Source organism: Streptosporangium sp. NPDC002544 (genome assembly GCF_040295965.1).
Taxonomy (GTDB): Bacteria; Actinomycetota; Actinomycetes; order Streptosporangiales; family Streptosporangiaceae; genus Streptosporangium.
Genome location: NZ_JBEOWJ010000036.1, coordinates 98,190 through 114,068 on the forward strand (window position 1 = coordinate 98,190; position 15,879 = coordinate 114,068).

The 15,879-nt window shown below is 69.7% G+C and carries 11 protein-coding genes; 6 read left to right on the top strand and 5 right to left on the bottom strand.

Annotation, left to right across the window (positions count from 1 at the left end):
• Positions 1 to 190 precede the first annotated feature (190 nt).
• Positions 191 to 2,062: a ricin-type beta-trefoil lectin domain protein gene (locus ABT061_RS39380; protein ID WP_350927803.1), complete on the bottom strand. Its 1,872-nt coding sequence runs from the start codon at positions 2,060 to 2,062 to the stop codon at positions 191 to 193.
• A 239-nt stretch (positions 2,063 to 2,301) separates the two neighbouring features.
• Entirely contained in the window at positions 2,302 to 3,327 is a 1,026-nt protein-coding gene (locus tag ABT061_RS39385; RefSeq protein ID WP_350927805.1) for a LacI family DNA-binding transcriptional regulator, read from the bottom strand.
• 140 nt (positions 3,328 to 3,467) lie between these two features.
• Between ABT061_RS39385 and recD2 the strand changes: the two genes are divergently transcribed.
• Both recD2 and ABT061_RS39395 read left to right on the top strand, forming a co-directional pair.
• Entirely contained in the window at positions 3,468 to 5,633 is a 2,166-nt protein-coding gene (gene recD2 / locus ABT061_RS39390; RefSeq protein ID WP_350927807.1) for an SF1B family DNA helicase RecD2, read from the top strand.
• A gap of 188 nt (positions 5,634 to 5,821) precedes the next feature.
• Complete coding sequence (locus tag ABT061_RS39395; protein ID WP_350927809.1) at positions 5,822 to 7,123, top strand: ThuA domain-containing protein; 1,302 nt, start codon at positions 5,822 to 5,824, stop codon at positions 7,121 to 7,123.
• Positions 7,124 to 7,245: 122 nt separating this feature from the next.
• Here ABT061_RS39395 and ABT061_RS39400 read toward each other — a convergent pair whose 3' ends face one another.
• Complete coding sequence (locus ABT061_RS39400; protein WP_350927811.1) at positions 7,246 to 10,071, bottom strand: galactose-binding domain-containing protein; 2,826 nt, start codon at positions 10,069 to 10,071, stop codon at positions 7,246 to 7,248.
• Positions 10,072 to 10,427: 356 nt separating this feature from the next.
• Between ABT061_RS39400 and ABT061_RS39405 the strand changes: the two genes are divergently transcribed.
• The 4 genes from ABT061_RS39405 (at position 10,428) to ABT061_RS39420 (ending at position 13,725) form a co-directional block, all read left to right on the top strand.
• On the top strand, positions 10,428 to 10,835 hold the full coding sequence (locus ABT061_RS39405; RefSeq protein WP_350927813.1) for a TOBE domain-containing protein: 408 nt from the start codon (positions 10,428 to 10,430) through the stop codon (positions 10,833 to 10,835).
• 61 nt (positions 10,836 to 10,896) lie between these two features.
• Complete coding sequence (gene modB / locus ABT061_RS39410; protein WP_502991574.1) at positions 10,897 to 11,739, top strand: molybdate ABC transporter permease subunit; 843 nt, start codon at positions 10,897 to 10,899, stop codon at positions 11,737 to 11,739.
• Positions 11,736 to 12,767, top strand: coding sequence for an ABC transporter ATP-binding protein (locus ABT061_RS39415; RefSeq protein ID WP_350927815.1), 1,032 nt, complete (start codon positions 11,736 to 11,738; stop codon positions 12,765 to 12,767). Before modB ends, ABT061_RS39415 begins: the two co-directional genes overlap by 4 nt.
• 91 nt (positions 12,768 to 12,858) lie before the next feature.
• Complete coding sequence (locus ABT061_RS39420) at positions 12,859 to 13,725, top strand: NAD(P)-dependent oxidoreductase (RefSeq protein ID WP_350927817.1); 867 nt, start codon at positions 12,859 to 12,861, stop codon at positions 13,723 to 13,725.
• A 104-nt stretch (positions 13,726 to 13,829) separates the two neighbouring features.
• On the opposite strand, the gene ABT061_RS39425 is transcribed toward ABT061_RS39420, so the two are convergent.
• Both ABT061_RS39425 and ABT061_RS39430 read right to left on the bottom strand, forming a co-directional pair.
• Complete coding sequence (locus ABT061_RS39425; RefSeq protein ID WP_350927819.1) at positions 13,830 to 15,017, bottom strand: serine hydrolase domain-containing protein; 1,188 nt, start codon at positions 15,015 to 15,017, stop codon at positions 13,830 to 13,832.
• 126 nt (positions 15,018 to 15,143) lie between these two features.
• Entirely contained in the window at positions 15,144 to 15,659 is a 516-nt protein-coding gene (locus tag ABT061_RS39430; RefSeq protein WP_350927821.1) for an anthrone oxygenase family protein, read from the bottom strand.
• Positions 15,660 to 15,879: the final 220 nt, after the last annotated feature.

Here is a 15,879-nt window from a genome sequence, read left to right on the forward strand (position 1 = left end):
AATGGTGATTCTAGGTTCTTAGCGCACTCCGCGGAATCGTCAGGTCGTTCGTGGGCGCGGTGGAGGAACATCCGGCCCCGGATGCGGTCGACAGGGCGTCGGCCGCCGGCTCGCACCGCACTGACGAGCCGGCGGAAAAGACCGCGGACGTGCCCCGTCAGCTGGACGGGGCACGTCCGTGACGCTCAGGTCAGGAGAGCGTCCACTTCTGGTTCGCGCCGCCGCCGCAGTCCCACAGCTGGAGGCGGGTGCCGTCGGCGCTGGTGTTACCGGTGACGTCCACGCACCTGTTCGTCGCGGGGTTCACCAGGTCCCTGGTCGTCGGGTTGTAGGTCCACTGCTGGTTGGGACCGCCGAAACAGGTCCACAACTGGAGCCGGCTGCCGTTGGCCGTGCCGTTGTCGACGACGTCCAGGCACTTGCCGAGCGCGCGGAGCGTGCCGTCGCCGGGGCGGGTCCACTGCTGGGCGGCGGTGCCGTTGCAGGTGTAGAGCTGGACGGCGGCGCCGTCGGCGCTGCTGCCGCCCGCGACGTCCACGCATTTGCCGCCCAGGCCGGTGATGGTGCCGCCGGTGCCCGCCGAGGTACCGGCCCAGGTGAAGGTGGCGGTGGTGCGGGCGGGCAGGGAGTAGACGAAGGACTGGTTGCCCCAGTTGACCCGGACGGACTGGGCGGAGGTGCCGCCGTTGTGCGCGATCAGGGCCTTGGAACCGTCGGGGTTGCGCCAGGCGACGTTCTGGATCGTGCCGTTGGCGGTGGAGTCGATCCGGTAGGCCCCGGGCCTGACGAACTTGGTGAGGTGGCCGGTCGTGTAGTACTCGATGGTGTAGTCGACCTGGCCGGCGCGGGAGCCGCCCTCCTGGACGGTGATCAGGCCGGTGCAGGTGCCGCAGCCGCCGTTGTGCGGTCCCATGCTCTGGTTGAGCGCGAGGCTCCACTTGACCAGGCTGCCGCTCCAGTTGCGGGTGTAGCTGACGATGTCGGAGAGATCCTCGTTGTGCTGGTTGCCGATCCAGGTGCCGCCCGAGTGCTCGGTGCTGAACTGGCGTACCGCCGGGTACTGGTTGTGCACCTGCGTGCCGACCGCCGGGTCACCGAAGTAGCCGTGCCAGGCGATGCCGCCGAAGAGCGGGTCGTTCCGCACGCCCGCGTCGTTCAGCACGCCTGAACCGAAGTTGGCGTAGTCGCCGTAGTTCCAGTCGTGGACCAGAACCTTGGTGGTGATGCCGGCGGCGCGGAAGGCCGGGTAGACGTGGTTCTTGGTGAACTCGGCCAGCCCCGAGGGGTTCCAGCTCATGCCGGGGTAGTTCATCGCGGTCGGGTTGCCCGCCTGGCAGCAGTTGGGCTCGTTCTGCACCGAGATGTAGTTCACCGGGATTCCGGCGGCCTGGTAGCTCTGGATGTACTTGACCAGGTACTGGGCGTACATGGGGTAGTACTCCCACTTGAGCCAGCCCATCTGGTCCATCCGGCCGTTGTCCTTCATCCAGCCGGGGGCGCTCCACGGCACGCCCTTGACGCGCAGATCCGGGTTGAGCGACTTGGCCTGCCCGGTGAGCAGGCGCACGTTGGTGTCGTACCCGTTCGCGCCGAAGTCGCCCAGGTCGCAGCAGGTGTCGTCGAGGGAGACGTGGCCCGGCCGGGAGAGATCGGAGGCGCCGATCGGGTTGCGCACGAACGACAGGCCGATGCCGTCCGTGGGGTGGAAGAGCTTGCGCATCACGGTGTCGCGGGTGGTCGCGCTGATCGCTCCGCCGCGCAGCAGGTGGGCGGTGGTGTCGGTGATCGAGGCGCCGCCCCCTTCGAACTGCTGGTAGGTGGTGCCCTCGTTGACGGTGATGGTGTGGTTGGCGCTGCCGCCGGCGGGCCCGAAGGCGATGGGGGACTGCTGCTGGAGGCCCCGTGTGACGGTCCGGCCGCCCGAGTCGGAGGTGGTGGTGAGCCAGATGTTCACGGACTCACCCGCGGCGAGGGCGGGCGAGGCGATGCCGGGCCCTGCCATCCACAGGGCGGCGACGCAGGCGAGGGCCAGGGTGAGGGCCCGGCGGGGAGGTCGAAACACGGCAGGGGTCCTTTCGGGGGGTGCGACAGGGCCGCGGGTGGGGCCGCGACGCTCTGGGCTGCTCGAATCGGGTCGCATTCGGCACCCCGGGAGCCGTCACTGTAACAAATGTAACAAGTAAGAAACCTGTCTGTTACAGGAAAGAACAACACGGTCGGGAATTGGTTGTCAAGGCCAGAATTACAGCGCTTTGTGCGCGCTTTTCCGAGGGCGAGTCAGTGCTGAAACAAATGAAACAATCAGTAAGGGGCGGGTCCGGTGGAGCCGCGGACGACCAGGTCGGTCCCCAGGGAGACGTGCAGTGCCTCCAGCCTGTGCCGGCTGAGCAGCCGCGTCAGCAGCGTGACCGCCATCCGGCCCATCTCCTGCAGGGGCTGGCGCACCGTGGTCAGCATCGGCAGGGTCGCCCTGCCGATGTCGATGTCGTCGAAACCCGCGACCGAGAGGTCGCCGGGGACGCTCAGGCCGCGCTCGGCCGCCGCCCACAGCGCGCCGACCGCCATCTTGTCGTTGAACGCGACCAGGGCCGTCGGCCGCTCGGGCAGGTCGAGCAGCTCACAGGCCGCGCGGTAGCCGTTCTCCGTGTTGGGCTCCGGCACGTTGCGCAGCAACTCGGCCGAGGGCAGAACACCGACGTCGGCCAGCGACGCGGTGTAGCCGGCCAGCCTGGCCTCGCTGGGCAGCCACTTCACCGGACCGCCGATGATGCCGACCCGGCGGTGACCGAGCTCGACCACGTGCGCCATCAGCCTGCGCGCGCCGGCGAAGTGCGCCGCCGACACCGCCACGATGTCCTTGGGAGGGGGTGTCCTGGGGTCGATCACCACGAAGGGGAAGCGCCGGTCACGGAGCCGTACGAGCTCGTCACCCGACTCCGGGGGAAGGATCAGGATCGCGCCCGCGATGTCGGGGCGGTCGGGCAGGCCGGAGAGCACCGGGGTGTGCTGGGCGGACTCTCCGGTGCTCAGGATCATCTGCCCGCCGTGCAGCTCGACGGTCTCCCCGACGGAGGAGACGATGAGCCCGAAATAGTCGGTCAGCAGGTAGGGGCAGCGCACGTAGATCGTGCCGCCGGCCATCGCCTCCTGCCTCGCGCGCGGCCGGGGGGCCTGCTCTCCGAGGCGGCCGACGGCCTGTAACACCAGCTCCCGGGTGTGCGGGGCGACATTGGTCTGCCCGTTCAGGACCCGCGAGACGGTGGCGATCGACAGACCCGTCTCCGCCGCGATGTCGCGCACGGTCGCCCGCATCCCGGGTCTGGCCATTCGCGCCCCCTGGTCGCCGCGTCCCTGCCGTCAGAATAACCACCGGCGACCGCGTGATGCCCGGGGCGTGACGCCTTGCGGGGATAGCGGGTCACCTAGTCTGATGCGCGAAGGGCGAAGAGGAGGGTTGGCTCTCTGTCGTGGAGGCGTCTGTCGAGCAGCTGGTGTACGTCCGGGAGGACGAGTACACGATCGCGCGGATGAGCGCCGAGGGCATGCCCGGCTTCGTCGCCTCCGGCCGGGCGCTGGGCGGGGTCCAGCCGGGGGAGACGCTCCGGCTCATCGGCGCGTGGGGCGAGCATCCGCGTCACGGCAGGCGTTTCGAGGTCACGGCGTGCGAGCGGCTGGTCCCGGCCACGGTCAGGGCCATCCGGATCTATCTGGGCTCCGGCCTGATCCGGGGTATCGGGCCGAGGCTCGCCCACGCCATCGTCAGCCACTTCGGTGACACGACGCTGACCGTCATCGACACCGAACCCGAACGGCTCACCGAGGTCGTCAACATCGGCCCCGCGCGGCAGGCCCAGATCGCCGACGCGTGGCAGGAGCAGAAGGCGATCGCCGAGCTGATGGTGACCCTGCAGGGGTTCGGGATCAGCCCGCTGCTCGCGGCCAAGATCTACCAGGTGTTCGGAGCCGAGTCGGGCGACATCCTCACCTCCGATCCGTACCGGCTCATCGGCAAGGTCAGGGGCATCGCGTTCACCACGGCCGACAGGATCGCCCTGCGCTCCGGGGTCTCCGAGAGCAGCCCGCAGCGGATCAAGGCGGCGATCCTGGACAGGCTGGAGACGGCGGCCAGCCGCGACGGGCACTGCTACGTACGGCTGATCGCCCTGGTCACCCGGTCCGCGGAACTGGTCGAGCAGGACCACGACCTCGTCCGCCGGATGCTCGACGCCCTCGTCGCCGACCGCAGGGTGGTCGTCGAGGTGTCGCCCGACGACCAAGGGCAGGCCGTGGTGTACCTGAAGGAGACCCACAGCCGCGAACTCACCCTGACCGCCCAGCTGACCAGGCTCATCCAGGCCACTTCGACGCTGCCGATGCGCGCCTTCCAGGAGGATCCCGGGCTGGACGAGGATCAGCGGGCGGCGGTGAACATGGCGCTGACCAGCACCGTGTCCATCATCACCGGCGGTCCGGGCTGTGGGAAGAGTCATACCGTCAGGACCATCGCGGCGACCGCGAAGGCGATGGGCGGCTCGGTGACCCTTACCGCGCCGACCGGCAAGGCGGCCAAGCGCCTGTCGGAGCTCACCGGCATGCCCGCGATGACCGTACACCGGATGCTGGCCCACCAACCGGACTCCGACAGCGGTGCGCTGTTCGAGCAGACACCCGCGCAGGCCGACCTGATCGTGGTCGACGAGGCCTCCATGCTGGACCTGCACCTGGCCACCCGGCTCACCGCGGCCATCCCGGTGGGCAGTCACCTGCTGATCGTGGGCGACAGTGACCAACTGCCCAGCATCGCCCCCGGCAGCGTGCTGGCCGATCTGCTGCGCGTCGAGGAGATCGCGCGGATCCGGCTGACCCGGGTCTTCCGCCAGGCCGAGGGGAGCGGGATCATCAGGGCCGCTCACCGGATCCGGACCGGAGAGGTGCCTCCGATCCCCGGTGGCGGGGGCTTCTGGTTCGAGGAGGTCGACGACCCCGGGCAGGTGGCCGAGCGGGTGATGCACCTGGCGACGGTGGCGATCCCGCGCAAGCAGGGGGTGGGTCCGGACCAGGTCCAGGTGCTGTGCCCGATGCGCAGGGGCCTGACCGGGACCGCCGAGATCGGCCGGATGATCCAGGAGCGGCTCAACCCGGCTCGCGAGGGAGTCGCGGAGCACTGGTCGGGCGCCTCGGTCTTCCGGGTCGGCGACCGGGTCATGCCGATCCGCAACAACTACGACAAGGGTGTCTTCAACGGAGACACCGGCACGGTCACCGCCATCACCCCCGAGGAGAGGCTCGTCGAGATCCGCACCGACGACGGGCAGATCGTGAAGTACGGCTTCGGCGAGCTCGACGAGCTGACCCACACGTACGCCATCAGCGTCCACCGCTCCCAGGGCAGTGAGTATCCCTTCGTGGTCGCGCCGCTGGTCACCGAGTCCGGCGGCGTCATGCTGCGCCGCAAGCTGCTCTACACCCTGCTCACCCGGGCGCGGTCGTGGGTGGTCGTCGTCGGCGAGCGCAAGGCTCTGGAGATGGCCGTCAACCGGATGGACCACCGCCGCAACACGGGACTCGCCCGCAGGCTCGCGCTGAGCCTCGGCGCGGACCCGTACCCCGAGCCCGCCCCCGCCGCCGGATGACGGTTACGGGGGTTTGTTCAGCCTCGCGATCTTCTTGACAATTTTTATTCACATAACTTGAATTAAGTCAGACAAAAACCGTCCTCGGCTTGCCGAAGTTGTTGGTAACGCCGGTCTCCGTTATGCCCGTGGGCGGGGCGGGCTTCGCCTTTGTCGTTCGTCAGCTCGTCGCGAGACAGAGGAAACACATGACCAGGGAAAACATGGTCGGCGCGACACGGACGTGGGTGAGGCTGCTCGCCTTGCTCGCCCTCGCGCTCGGCCTCACGACCCTTCCCGCCGCAGGGAACGCGCGGGCGGCGATCGCCCCGAGTTTCAAAGTACTCGCCTTCTACAACGGGACGTGGGACGCGGCCCACATCAACTTCGTCCAGGAGGCCAACCGCTGGTTCCCGCAGATCGCCGCGCAGAACAACTTCACCTACACCGCGACCAACAACTGGAGCCAGCTGAACGCGAGCAACCTCCAGCAGTACCAGGTGGTGATCTTCCTGGACGACCTGCCGCAGAACGCCGCCCAGCGGTCGGCGTTCGAGCAGTACATGCGTAACGGCGGGGCGTGGATGGGCTTCCACGTGAGCGCGTTCAACACCAACGCGCAGAGCTGGGCGTGGTACCACAACGAGCTCCTCGGCACCGGGGCGTTCAGGTCCAACACCTGGGGTCCCACCTCGGTGGTCATGCGCACGGAGGGCGGGGCACACGCCTCCACGGCGCGGCTGCCCGCCACCTTCACCTCGTCGGTGAGTGAGTGGTACAGCTGGGCCAACGACCTGAGGAACAACCCGAACATCAGGATCCTCGGGTCCATCGACCCGTCGAGCTTCCCGGTCGGCACGGACCCCAACCAGACCTGGTACAGCGGCTACTACCCGCTGATGTGGACCAACCGGAACTACAAGATGCTGTACGCGAACTTCGGCCATAACGCCATGAACTACAGCAACAACACCCCGCTGTCGTCCACGTTCGCCAGCGAGGTGCAGAACCGGTTCGTCATCGACGGCCTGCTGTGGCTGGGTGGTGGGAGCACCCCGCCCCCGCCGGACACCATCTCGCCGACCGCGTGGTACAGCCTCGCCAACCGCGGCAACGGCAAGTGCGTGGACGCCCGCGCGGCGGCCTCGGCGAACGGCACCGTGATCCAGCAGTACACCTGCAACGGCACCCTCGCCCAGCAGTTCCAGGTCCAGCCGACCAGCGGCGGCTTCGCGCGGCTCAACAACCGCCTCAACAGCGCCCAAGTCGTCGACGTGACCAACGTCTCCACGGCCGACGGCGCCCCGCTCCAGCTGTGGACGTACTCGGGAGGCAACAACCAGCAGTGGCAGGCGGTGTCCGAGGGCGGCGGCTACTACCACTTCGTCAGCCGCCTCAGTGGCAAGTGCCTGAGCGTGCCGGGCTCCTCGACGGCCGACAGCGTCCAGCTGGTGCAGAACACCTGCAACGGCGGCGCCGCCCAGTCGTTCCGGATCTCCCAGCAGCCGTAGCCTCCCGGGAGTCGGCACGCCCGGTCTTTCCCGCCGACGGGGAGAGCGGGCACATGACAGAGGCCCAGGCCGGTGATCCCGACCTGGGCCTCTGTTGTCGTTCCGGATGTCACGGGTCTCCGCTAGGAGGCGTAGACCTCGAACTCCGACAGCTGCGCGGCGGGCCAGCCGGTGTTGGCGGTGACGTCGACCCGCAGGTAGCGCTGGCTACTGGCGGGGAAGGTGATCGTCACGGTGTTGCCCGTGGCGGGGTCGAAGACGCGGGGAGCGGACGCGGCCAGCGTGGTGAAGGCGGAGCCGTTGACGCTGCCCTGGATGGAGAGGGTCTGGGCGCGGGTGGCCCAGGCCGCGGCGGGCGGCAGCTTGAGGGTGACCCTGCTGACGCTGGTGGCGGCGCCGAGGTCGACGGTGGCCCACTGGGGGAAGGCGTTGTTGACGCTCTCCCAGTAGGTGTCGGCGTTGCCGTCGACGATGTTGCCCGAGCCGTAGACGTCGGCGTGGCCGCTCTCGGTGGTGCTCTTACCTCGGGCCAGGTTGCCGGTCGGAGGTGTGACGGTCGGGGTCGGGGTCGGGGTGATGGTCGGTGTCGGGTTCGGCGTGCCGTAGACCTCGAAGGAGGACAGCTGCGCGGCGGGCCAGCCGGTGTTCGCGGTGATGTTCAGCCTGATGTAGCGGGCGTTGGCGGCGCCGAACGGGATGCTCACGGTGTTGCCGGTGGCGGGGTTGAAGGTGCGGGCCGCCGCGGCCGACAGGGTGGTGAAGTTGGTGCCGTCGGTGGAGCCCTGCACGGCGATGGTCTGGCTACGAGTGGCCCAGGCCGCCGACGGGGGCAGCCTCAGGTCGACGCGCTGGGCGGAGACGGCCGCGCAGAGGTCAACGGTGATCGTCTGCGGGAAGGCGTTGTTGACGCTCTCCCAGTAGGTGTCGGCGTTGCCGTCGACGGCGTTGGCGGCGGCGAAGCCCTGGTTCTGGGTGCTCGCGGTGACCGGCTTGCTCCGGGCCAGGTCACCGCTGCCGGGGGTGCATCCGGGCGGGGTGACGGTCGGGGTCGGGGTCGGGGTGATGGTGGGAGACGGCGTGGGATTGCCGCCGCCCGGGTAGATGTAGTTCGGCGCGGGCCAGGTACCGGTGCAGACCGAGTCGCCGGGGCTCCAGCCGCTGTTCCCGGCGCCCGTGTTGATCACGAAGGAGGTGCCGACGCAGTTGTGCACCGACTTGCCGGCGCCGATGTGGGCGGCCCTGACGTTGGTGAACGTGGTGTTCGCCGCCGCCTGCGCCTGGATCATGTAGGTGCCGGTGCCGTCGATGTTCACGTTGTTGAAGTTGACGGTGGCGGTGCTGCCCTCGATGAAGTGGATGGCGGCGTAGGAGCTGTCCAGGATGTCGGTGTCGGTGACGTTGATCGTGGCGTTGATCGGCTCGTTCAGTCCGCTGAACCAGATGGCGCCGACGCCGAAGTTCCAGTTGAAGTCGGAGTTGCCCGCTCGGATCAGGGTGTTACGGGCGATGGTGGTGGTGCCGGAGACCGCGGTGCCCTGGCCGGAGTTGACGCCCGGGTAGCGGTTGGCGACGTGGATGCCGCCGCCGTTGGAGACGGTGTCGGCCACCACGTTGTCGGTGATCTGGATGTTCCTGCCGCCGTACGTGACGATGTTGTTGGCCAGCAGCGTGACGCCGACGGTGTTGAAGGTGAACTTGTTGTTCACGTTCGCCACCCTCTCGGCCCACATGGCCAGGCCGTCGTCCCCGGTGTTGCGGACGAAGGTGTTCGTCACCGTCGAGTTGGTGACGCCGATGTGGAAATTCACACCGTCGGCGGTCTGGTCGAGAATGCGGCTGTTCTTGATGGTGAAGTTGTCCATCGGGCCGTCCATCCAGGCCCCGACCTTGGTGTGCTGCATCCAGATGTTGTCCACGACGGAGTTGCTCATCGCGCCGCCGATGGCGTTGACCTGGTCGTCGTCCACCCGCTCCGTGATCTCGCCGATGATGGCGAAGTCCTTGAGCGTGACGTTGACGCTCGGGCCGCCCTCGTTGACGTACTTGCCGTAGACGCCGACGGCCTTGTGGCGCTGCGTGGGGTGGCGTCCGCCCAGCACGCTGTACCAGGGGCCGGCCCCGCGCAGGGTCACGCCGTCCACGATCACGTGGTCGTAGAGGTTGTAGGTGCCCTCGGGGATCCAGACCGTCTTGTTCTGGGCCTTGCCGGCGTTGACCGCGGCCTGGAAGGCCGCCGTGTTGTCGACGTTCGTGTTGTTCTTGACCGCGCCGAAGTCGTCGACGGAGAGCGAGTCGGCGGGGCGGGTGATCGGTGCGCCGACGAGCTCGAAGTCGGCCAGGTCCACCGTGATGGAGTTGGTGACGGCGGTCGTGGAGACCTGGATGCGGACCTTGGTGCCGGCGGGGAGCGTGGAGCCGAACATGGTCCGGGTCTCGTCATAGAAATGGTGCGGGTTGCTGCCGCCGGGGGTGTTGTTGAAGGGGTACCCGCCGTAGTACCAGCCGTACTTCGAGGTGAAGGTCAGGTCCTTGAGGTGGGAGCCGTTGACCCGGAGGCTGACCGGGGTGCTGAGGCCCGTTCCCGCCGCGTTGTCCGGCACGCTGTAACGGACGGTGACGGCGTTCGCGGGCTTGGTCAGCGTGAACTCGACGTACTTGCCGACGGCGTCCAGGAGCACGGCCCTGCGGCCCGAGGCCTCGGAGGCGAGACGGCCATAGATGCGGTCCGGTCCGATGATCTGGCCGTTCGTGGTGGCGTGCGCCGGGTCCTCGGCCTCGAACTCGGTGAAGGGAACTGTCGCTCCACGTCCTGTGACGTCGAAAATCGAATCGACCGCCACCGCGGCCGAGGCTCCCGGCGACATGAGGGCGGGGACCGCCAGCACTCCCGCCGTCAGTGCCAGGGCCGTGGCTGTCGTCCAGCCGCGTAACCTGCCGGTTTTCCTCATCGGGTGACCCTTCTTGGGGGGGAGAAGAGCCGGACCTCGGCGCGGCCGGGAACGAGCCGACCGCCGCCTGCCCGGAGAACTGCCCACACCATAAGATGACGGACAGATCACCGCAATGTTTCGACGAAAACATGCAAGGTAACGACTGCATTACGACATTTTAAGAACAGCTGTCTCGGTGTCGCCGCTGTCGGCCGCCGGGAAGCGGTCCCCGCCGGTGCTTTCGCGGCCATGAGCCGGATGTGGAGACGGGCCGTTCGGCCTCTCAGGGGCGAAGATGAGGTGGCAGATCATGACGCGTCTGCTATGAGGTACGGGCGCAAAGGCCTGAATATGCAAAGGTAAGGTGATTGTTCGTGACCACGTTTCGGATCAGTGAGGCCGCCGCGCTGCTGGGGGTGAGCCCCGACACCGTCCGCCGCTGGGTGGACGCCGGGCGGCTCGCGGCCCGGCGGGACGAGCACGGTCACCGGATGGTGGCGGGTGCGGATCTGGCGGCGTTCGCGCGTGCCCAGATCGAGTCCGAGAACGGCTCGGGGCTCTCCTCGGCGCGGAACCGTTTCCGCGGGATCGTGACCGAGGTGATCAAGGATGCGGTGATGGCCCAGGTGGAGATCGCCGCGGGTCCCTACCGGGTGGTGTCGCTGATGAGCCGCCAGGCCGCCGACGAACTGGGCCTGGAGGTGGGGGTGATGGCGGTCGCCGTGATCAAGTCCACCAATGTCGTCGTGGAGATCCCCGACCACGCCCGTACGGCGGGCTGACGGCCAGGTGAGCGGTAGGGCGGGTGTGTCGGGCGAGTCCCACGGGCGGGTGCCGGGTGACATGACGGGCGGGTCACCCCGGCGGGCGCCGGACGGCAGGGCGGGTGGCACGTCCGGCGCGGTGGCGGGCCGCCTGCCCTGGGTGCTGGTGCTGCCCGCGGTGGCCGGCATGCTCTTCCTGACGCTGCCGCTGGCCGGACTGCTGGTGCGCGCCCCCTGGTCCACGCTGGTCGAGAGGCTGGGCGAGCCCCATGTGCTGGAGGCGCTGCGCCTGTCGCTGGTGACCGCGACCCTGGCCACGCTGATATGCCTGCTCCTCGGCGTGCCGCTGGCCTGGCTGCTGGCCCGTGTCGACTTCCCCGGCCGCCGCCTGGTGCGGGCGCTGATCACGGTTCCCCTCGTGCTGCCCCCGGTGGTCGGCGGGGTCGCCCTGCTGCTCGTGCTGGGGCGGCGTGGCCTGATCGGCCAGTGGCTGGACGCCACCTTCGGCATCACCCTGCCGTTCACCACGGCGGGAGTCGTCGTCGCCGAGGCGTTCGTCGCCATGCCGTTCCTGGTCATCAGCGTCGAGGGCGCGCTGCGCGCGGCCGATCTGCGCTTCGAGGAGGCCGCCGCGACGCTGGGAGCGTCCCGCTGGATCATCTTCCGCCGTGTCACCCTGCCCCTGATCGCCCCCGGCATCGTCGCCGGAGCCGTGCTGTGCTGGGCCCGCGCGCTCGGCGAGTTCGGCGCCACCATCACCTTCGCCGGCAACTTCCCCGGCCGGACCCAGACCATGCCGCTGGCCGTCTATCTCGCCCTGGAGACCGAACCCGAGGCCGCGATCGTGCTCAGCCTCGTCCTGCTCGCCGTCTCAGTGATCATCCTGGCCGGCCTGCGCGAGCGGTGGGTGAGTGCCCCGTGACGCTGAACGCCCGTCTTGTCGTCACCAGGCCCCGCTTCCACCTGGACATCGAACTGGAGGTCGCCGCGGGACAGGTCGTCGCCCTGCTCGGCCCCAACGGCGCGGGCAAGACCACGGCGCTGCGCGCGCTGGCCGGGCTCACCGCCCTGTCCGGCGGGCGGATCAGCCTGGACGGCGAGGCGCTGCACACCCTGGCGGCCGAACGACGTCCGATCGGCGTGGTCTTCCAGGACTACCTGCTCTTCCCGCACCTGTCCGCGCTGGACAACGTCGCCTTCGGGCCCCGCTGCCGTGGCGCCTCCAGGGCGGAGGCGCGGCGCGGCGCCGCGGTCTGGCTGGAGCGCGTCGGCCTGGCCGGGCACGCCACGATGAAACCCCGGCAGCTCTCCGGCGGTCAGGCCCAGCGCGTCGCGCTGGCCCGCGCCCTCGCGGTGGAGCCTCGCCTGCTGCTGATGGACGAGCCGCTGGCGGCCCTGGACGCCCACACCCGCCTGGAGATCCGCTCCCAGCTCCGCCGTCACCTGGCCGACTTCGGCGGCGCGACGGTCCTGGTCACCCACGATCCGCTGGACGCCATGGTGCTCGCCGACCGCCTGGTCGTCATCGAGAACGGCGCCGTCGTGCAGCAGGGCACTCCCGCAGAGGTCGCCCGGCGTCCGCGTACCGACTACGTCGCCCGCCTGGTCGGCCTCAACCTCTACCAGGGCGCCGCCGCCGGACAGCAGGTCTCCGTCGGAGAGGTGCTCTTCAGCGTCGCCGAGCATCTGGAGGGCCCCGCGTTCGTCGCCTTCCCGCCCAGCGCGGTCGCGCTGTATCGGACCCGTCCCGACGGCAGCCCGCGCAACCTCTGGCAGGCCACGATCGAGGGCATCGAACGGCACGGCGACAGCGTCCGCATCCACCTGGCCGGGCCGATCGCCGCCGCGGCCGACGTCACCCCCGCCGCCGTCGCCGACCTCGACCTCACCCCCGGACAGCGGATCTGGGCGTCGGTCAAGGCCACCGAGACCCACGTCTACCCGTTCTGACGCCCTGGCCGGCGGGATGGACGGCGATCCGCGTGGCGGCACGGCCGCCGGAACCCCGGTGAGCATAATGACGTGGAGGGGGGGATGACCTATGCGCGTTGCCGTGCTCGGGATGGGCATGATGGGGCGGGCGCTGGCCCGGCGGTTGCTGGGGCTCGGTTTCCAGGTCACGGTGTGGAACCGCACGCCGGGCCGGGCGGACGAGCCGGTCAGCCTCGGCGCCGTCGAGGCGGCCTCGCTTGGAGAGGCGGTGCGGGCGGCCGATGCGGTGCTGCTGTCGCTCGCCGACGGCCGGGCGGTCCGCGAGGTGATGGCCCAGCTCGTCCAGGCAGGCCCGATCGAGTCGACCAGGCCGGTCGTGGCCGACCTGAGCACCGTCGCCCCGGCCACGGCCCGCGAGATGCGGGACCTGGTGCCGGGAGGCCGATTCGTGGCGGCCCCCGTGCTCGGCGGTCCCTCGGCCGTCGCCGAGGGGAAGGCCACGGTCCTGGTGGGTGGCGAGCGCGACCTCGTCGACGAGCTGAAGCCGGTGTGGACGGAGGCCTTCGCCTCCTACTCCTACTGCGGCGCCGACCCCGGCGCCGCGCTCGCTTTCAAGCTGCTGAACAACTACCTGCTCATGTCCGGAATCGCGGCGCTCGCCGAGGTGACGGCCACGAGCCAGGCCGCCGGCCTCGACAACGTGCTGCTGCACGACTTCCTCTTCCAGTGGCCCACCGTCGCGCCCGCCCTGCACAACCGGATCGACGACGTCCTGGCCAGCGACCACCAGGGCTGGTTCACGACGAGGCTCGCCGCCAAGGACGTGCGGCTCGCCGCAGAGCTGGCCGAGTCGAGCGGTCTTGAGCTGCCCGTCGCCCGGCTGGTCGAGCGGCGTTACGAGGAGGCGGCCGAGCGCGGCTGGGGCGACGCCGACATCGGCGCGATCGTCGAGCTGCTGCGCGGCGGATCACGCTAGGCGTACTGCCCGGACGGACGCCCCGCGGCGTTGTCGTCATCGCCCATGACTCCGTCATGAGCTCCTCCTCCGCCGTGCGGGGCGTCCGTCCGGCCGGTCCGGCGTCAGCGGGTTCTCGCCACCTCGGCGGCCACGGCGCGGAACGCGGCCAGCGTCTCGCCCTGGTTCTGGTCCAAGGCGGAGCGGGCCGACTTGACGACGACCACCCCGTGCCTGGGCGAGACGTAGATGTACTGCCCGCCGAGCCCGGCGGCCATGAAGTCGCCCCGGCCGTCGCCGCCGAGCCACCAGTGCAGCCCGTAGCCGGGGCTGAAGGAAGCGGAGGGTGTGGTCGACTTCCTGACCCAGGAGCGCGGCACCACCTGGCGCCCTCCTGCCCGCCCGTCGCGGAGGTAGAGCAGGCCGAACCGGGCGAAGTCGCGGTCGGTGGCGTGGTAGCAGCAGTAGCCGAGGCTGTCGCCGCCCGAGTCGCTGTCGACGCGTACCGTGGACGCCATGCCGGCGGGCTGCCAGATCTTCTTCTCCACGTACCGGTGGTACGGCGTGCCCGTGGCGCGGCTGACGAGCTTGGCGAGCACGAAGGAGTTCATGCTCGTGTACTCGAACCTGCTGCCGGGTTTCCAGCCGCGTACCTGCCGCGCCGCCAGTTTCGTGACCGACTGGCCCCGGATGGCGCTCCTGTGCAGGTCAGGCACGTCGGAGCGCTCCTCCCAGTCGATTCCCGACGACATCCGGAGCAGGTCGCGGATGGACACTCCGTTGTAGCCCGAGCCGCGTAGTTCGGGCAGATAGCCGGTCACCGGGTCGTCGATCGAGCGGATGTGCCCCTCGTGCAGGGCGATGCCGACCGCGGCCGACGTGAAGGACTTCGCCATCGACCAGGACTGGAACCGGGTGTCGGGATCGGCCTGGACGTAGCGCTCGTTCACGATCTGCTGGCCGTCCAGGACGACGAAGCCGTTGGTCTTCGTTCGTGCGAGAAAGCTGTCAAGGGTGTGCCCGCGTCCCTTGTAGGTGTAGGTCACGGAGAGCCGCCTGGGGGCGCTCCGTAGTTCGACCGGATGTGCCGACGGCCACATGAGGTCGAAGGAGTCCGCCCTGGTGGCGGCCGAGGTGAAGGAGACCGGCGCCGTCCGGGCCAGGGCGGGAGCCGCCCCGGCGGTCAGTGCGAGCGCGGTGATCGTCGCGACGACCGGTCCTCGCAGGCGGTGGCTGATGTCGATCCTTTCCATGTTCCCTCCGGTGAACTCGGCGGTGGGGGAGTCGCTCGCGTACGGCGGGAATCGTGGCACGCTTTTCTGGCAGTTCTCTGGCAGGGGCCGGCTGGTTCCCCATACGGTCACCGCCCGGAGTCCTCCGGGTGAGGTCTCCCCGGTGAGGGCTCCCGGTGGTGGGCGCGGGCGGGCAGCCCGCCCGGGTCACGAGCCGCCCGATGGCCCGATGCGCCCGTACAGCACGAGGGCCCAGGCAAGGCAGCCGAAGGCGGCGACGCACGCCACGGTGCGGGCGAGGTTCCAGCGAACCCACATCGCCTCGAACCGCTCGCGCACCGCCGCGAGGTCGGCGACGCCGTCGGGCTCCCCGGCCGCGTCGAGCGCGTTGTTGAGCGGCACGTTGACCCGCATGGTGATGACGAGCACCACCACGTACAGGACGAGCGCGGCCACGATCCAGGGCAGTACGGGGAGTCCCTCCCGGTGGAGGTGGAGCACCGCGGCCAGGACGGTCAGCACCAGCGCGCCGCCGAAGCAGACGGCGAACCAGCCGTTGAGGATCGCCACGTTGATCCGCCGCATCGCGCCGACGAAGGTCCGGTCGTCCGTCTGGCCCAGGCCGGGCATGACGGAGCAGGTGTAGGCGTAGAAGAGGCCCGCCATGAGCCCCACGGTGATCGTCGCCGCGACCAGCGCGACGCCTCGGAACAGCATCAACATCACATCCTCCATGACTGTCGTCGAAGCTTCGGCGGCGGGAGCGGACGCGCTCGCCGCCACCGGGGTCCCGGGCGGGCGGAACCGACACGAGGCGGCACCCGTGCGCCCCGCTCGCCGCCGTCCCGCTAGGCCCTGTCCTGCGGATCTTGCCGTGGCGAGGATCGGTCAGGTGGTGTCTCGCAAGGCGGAGGAGGGAGCCGCAGCGTGCTGCGGTGACCGA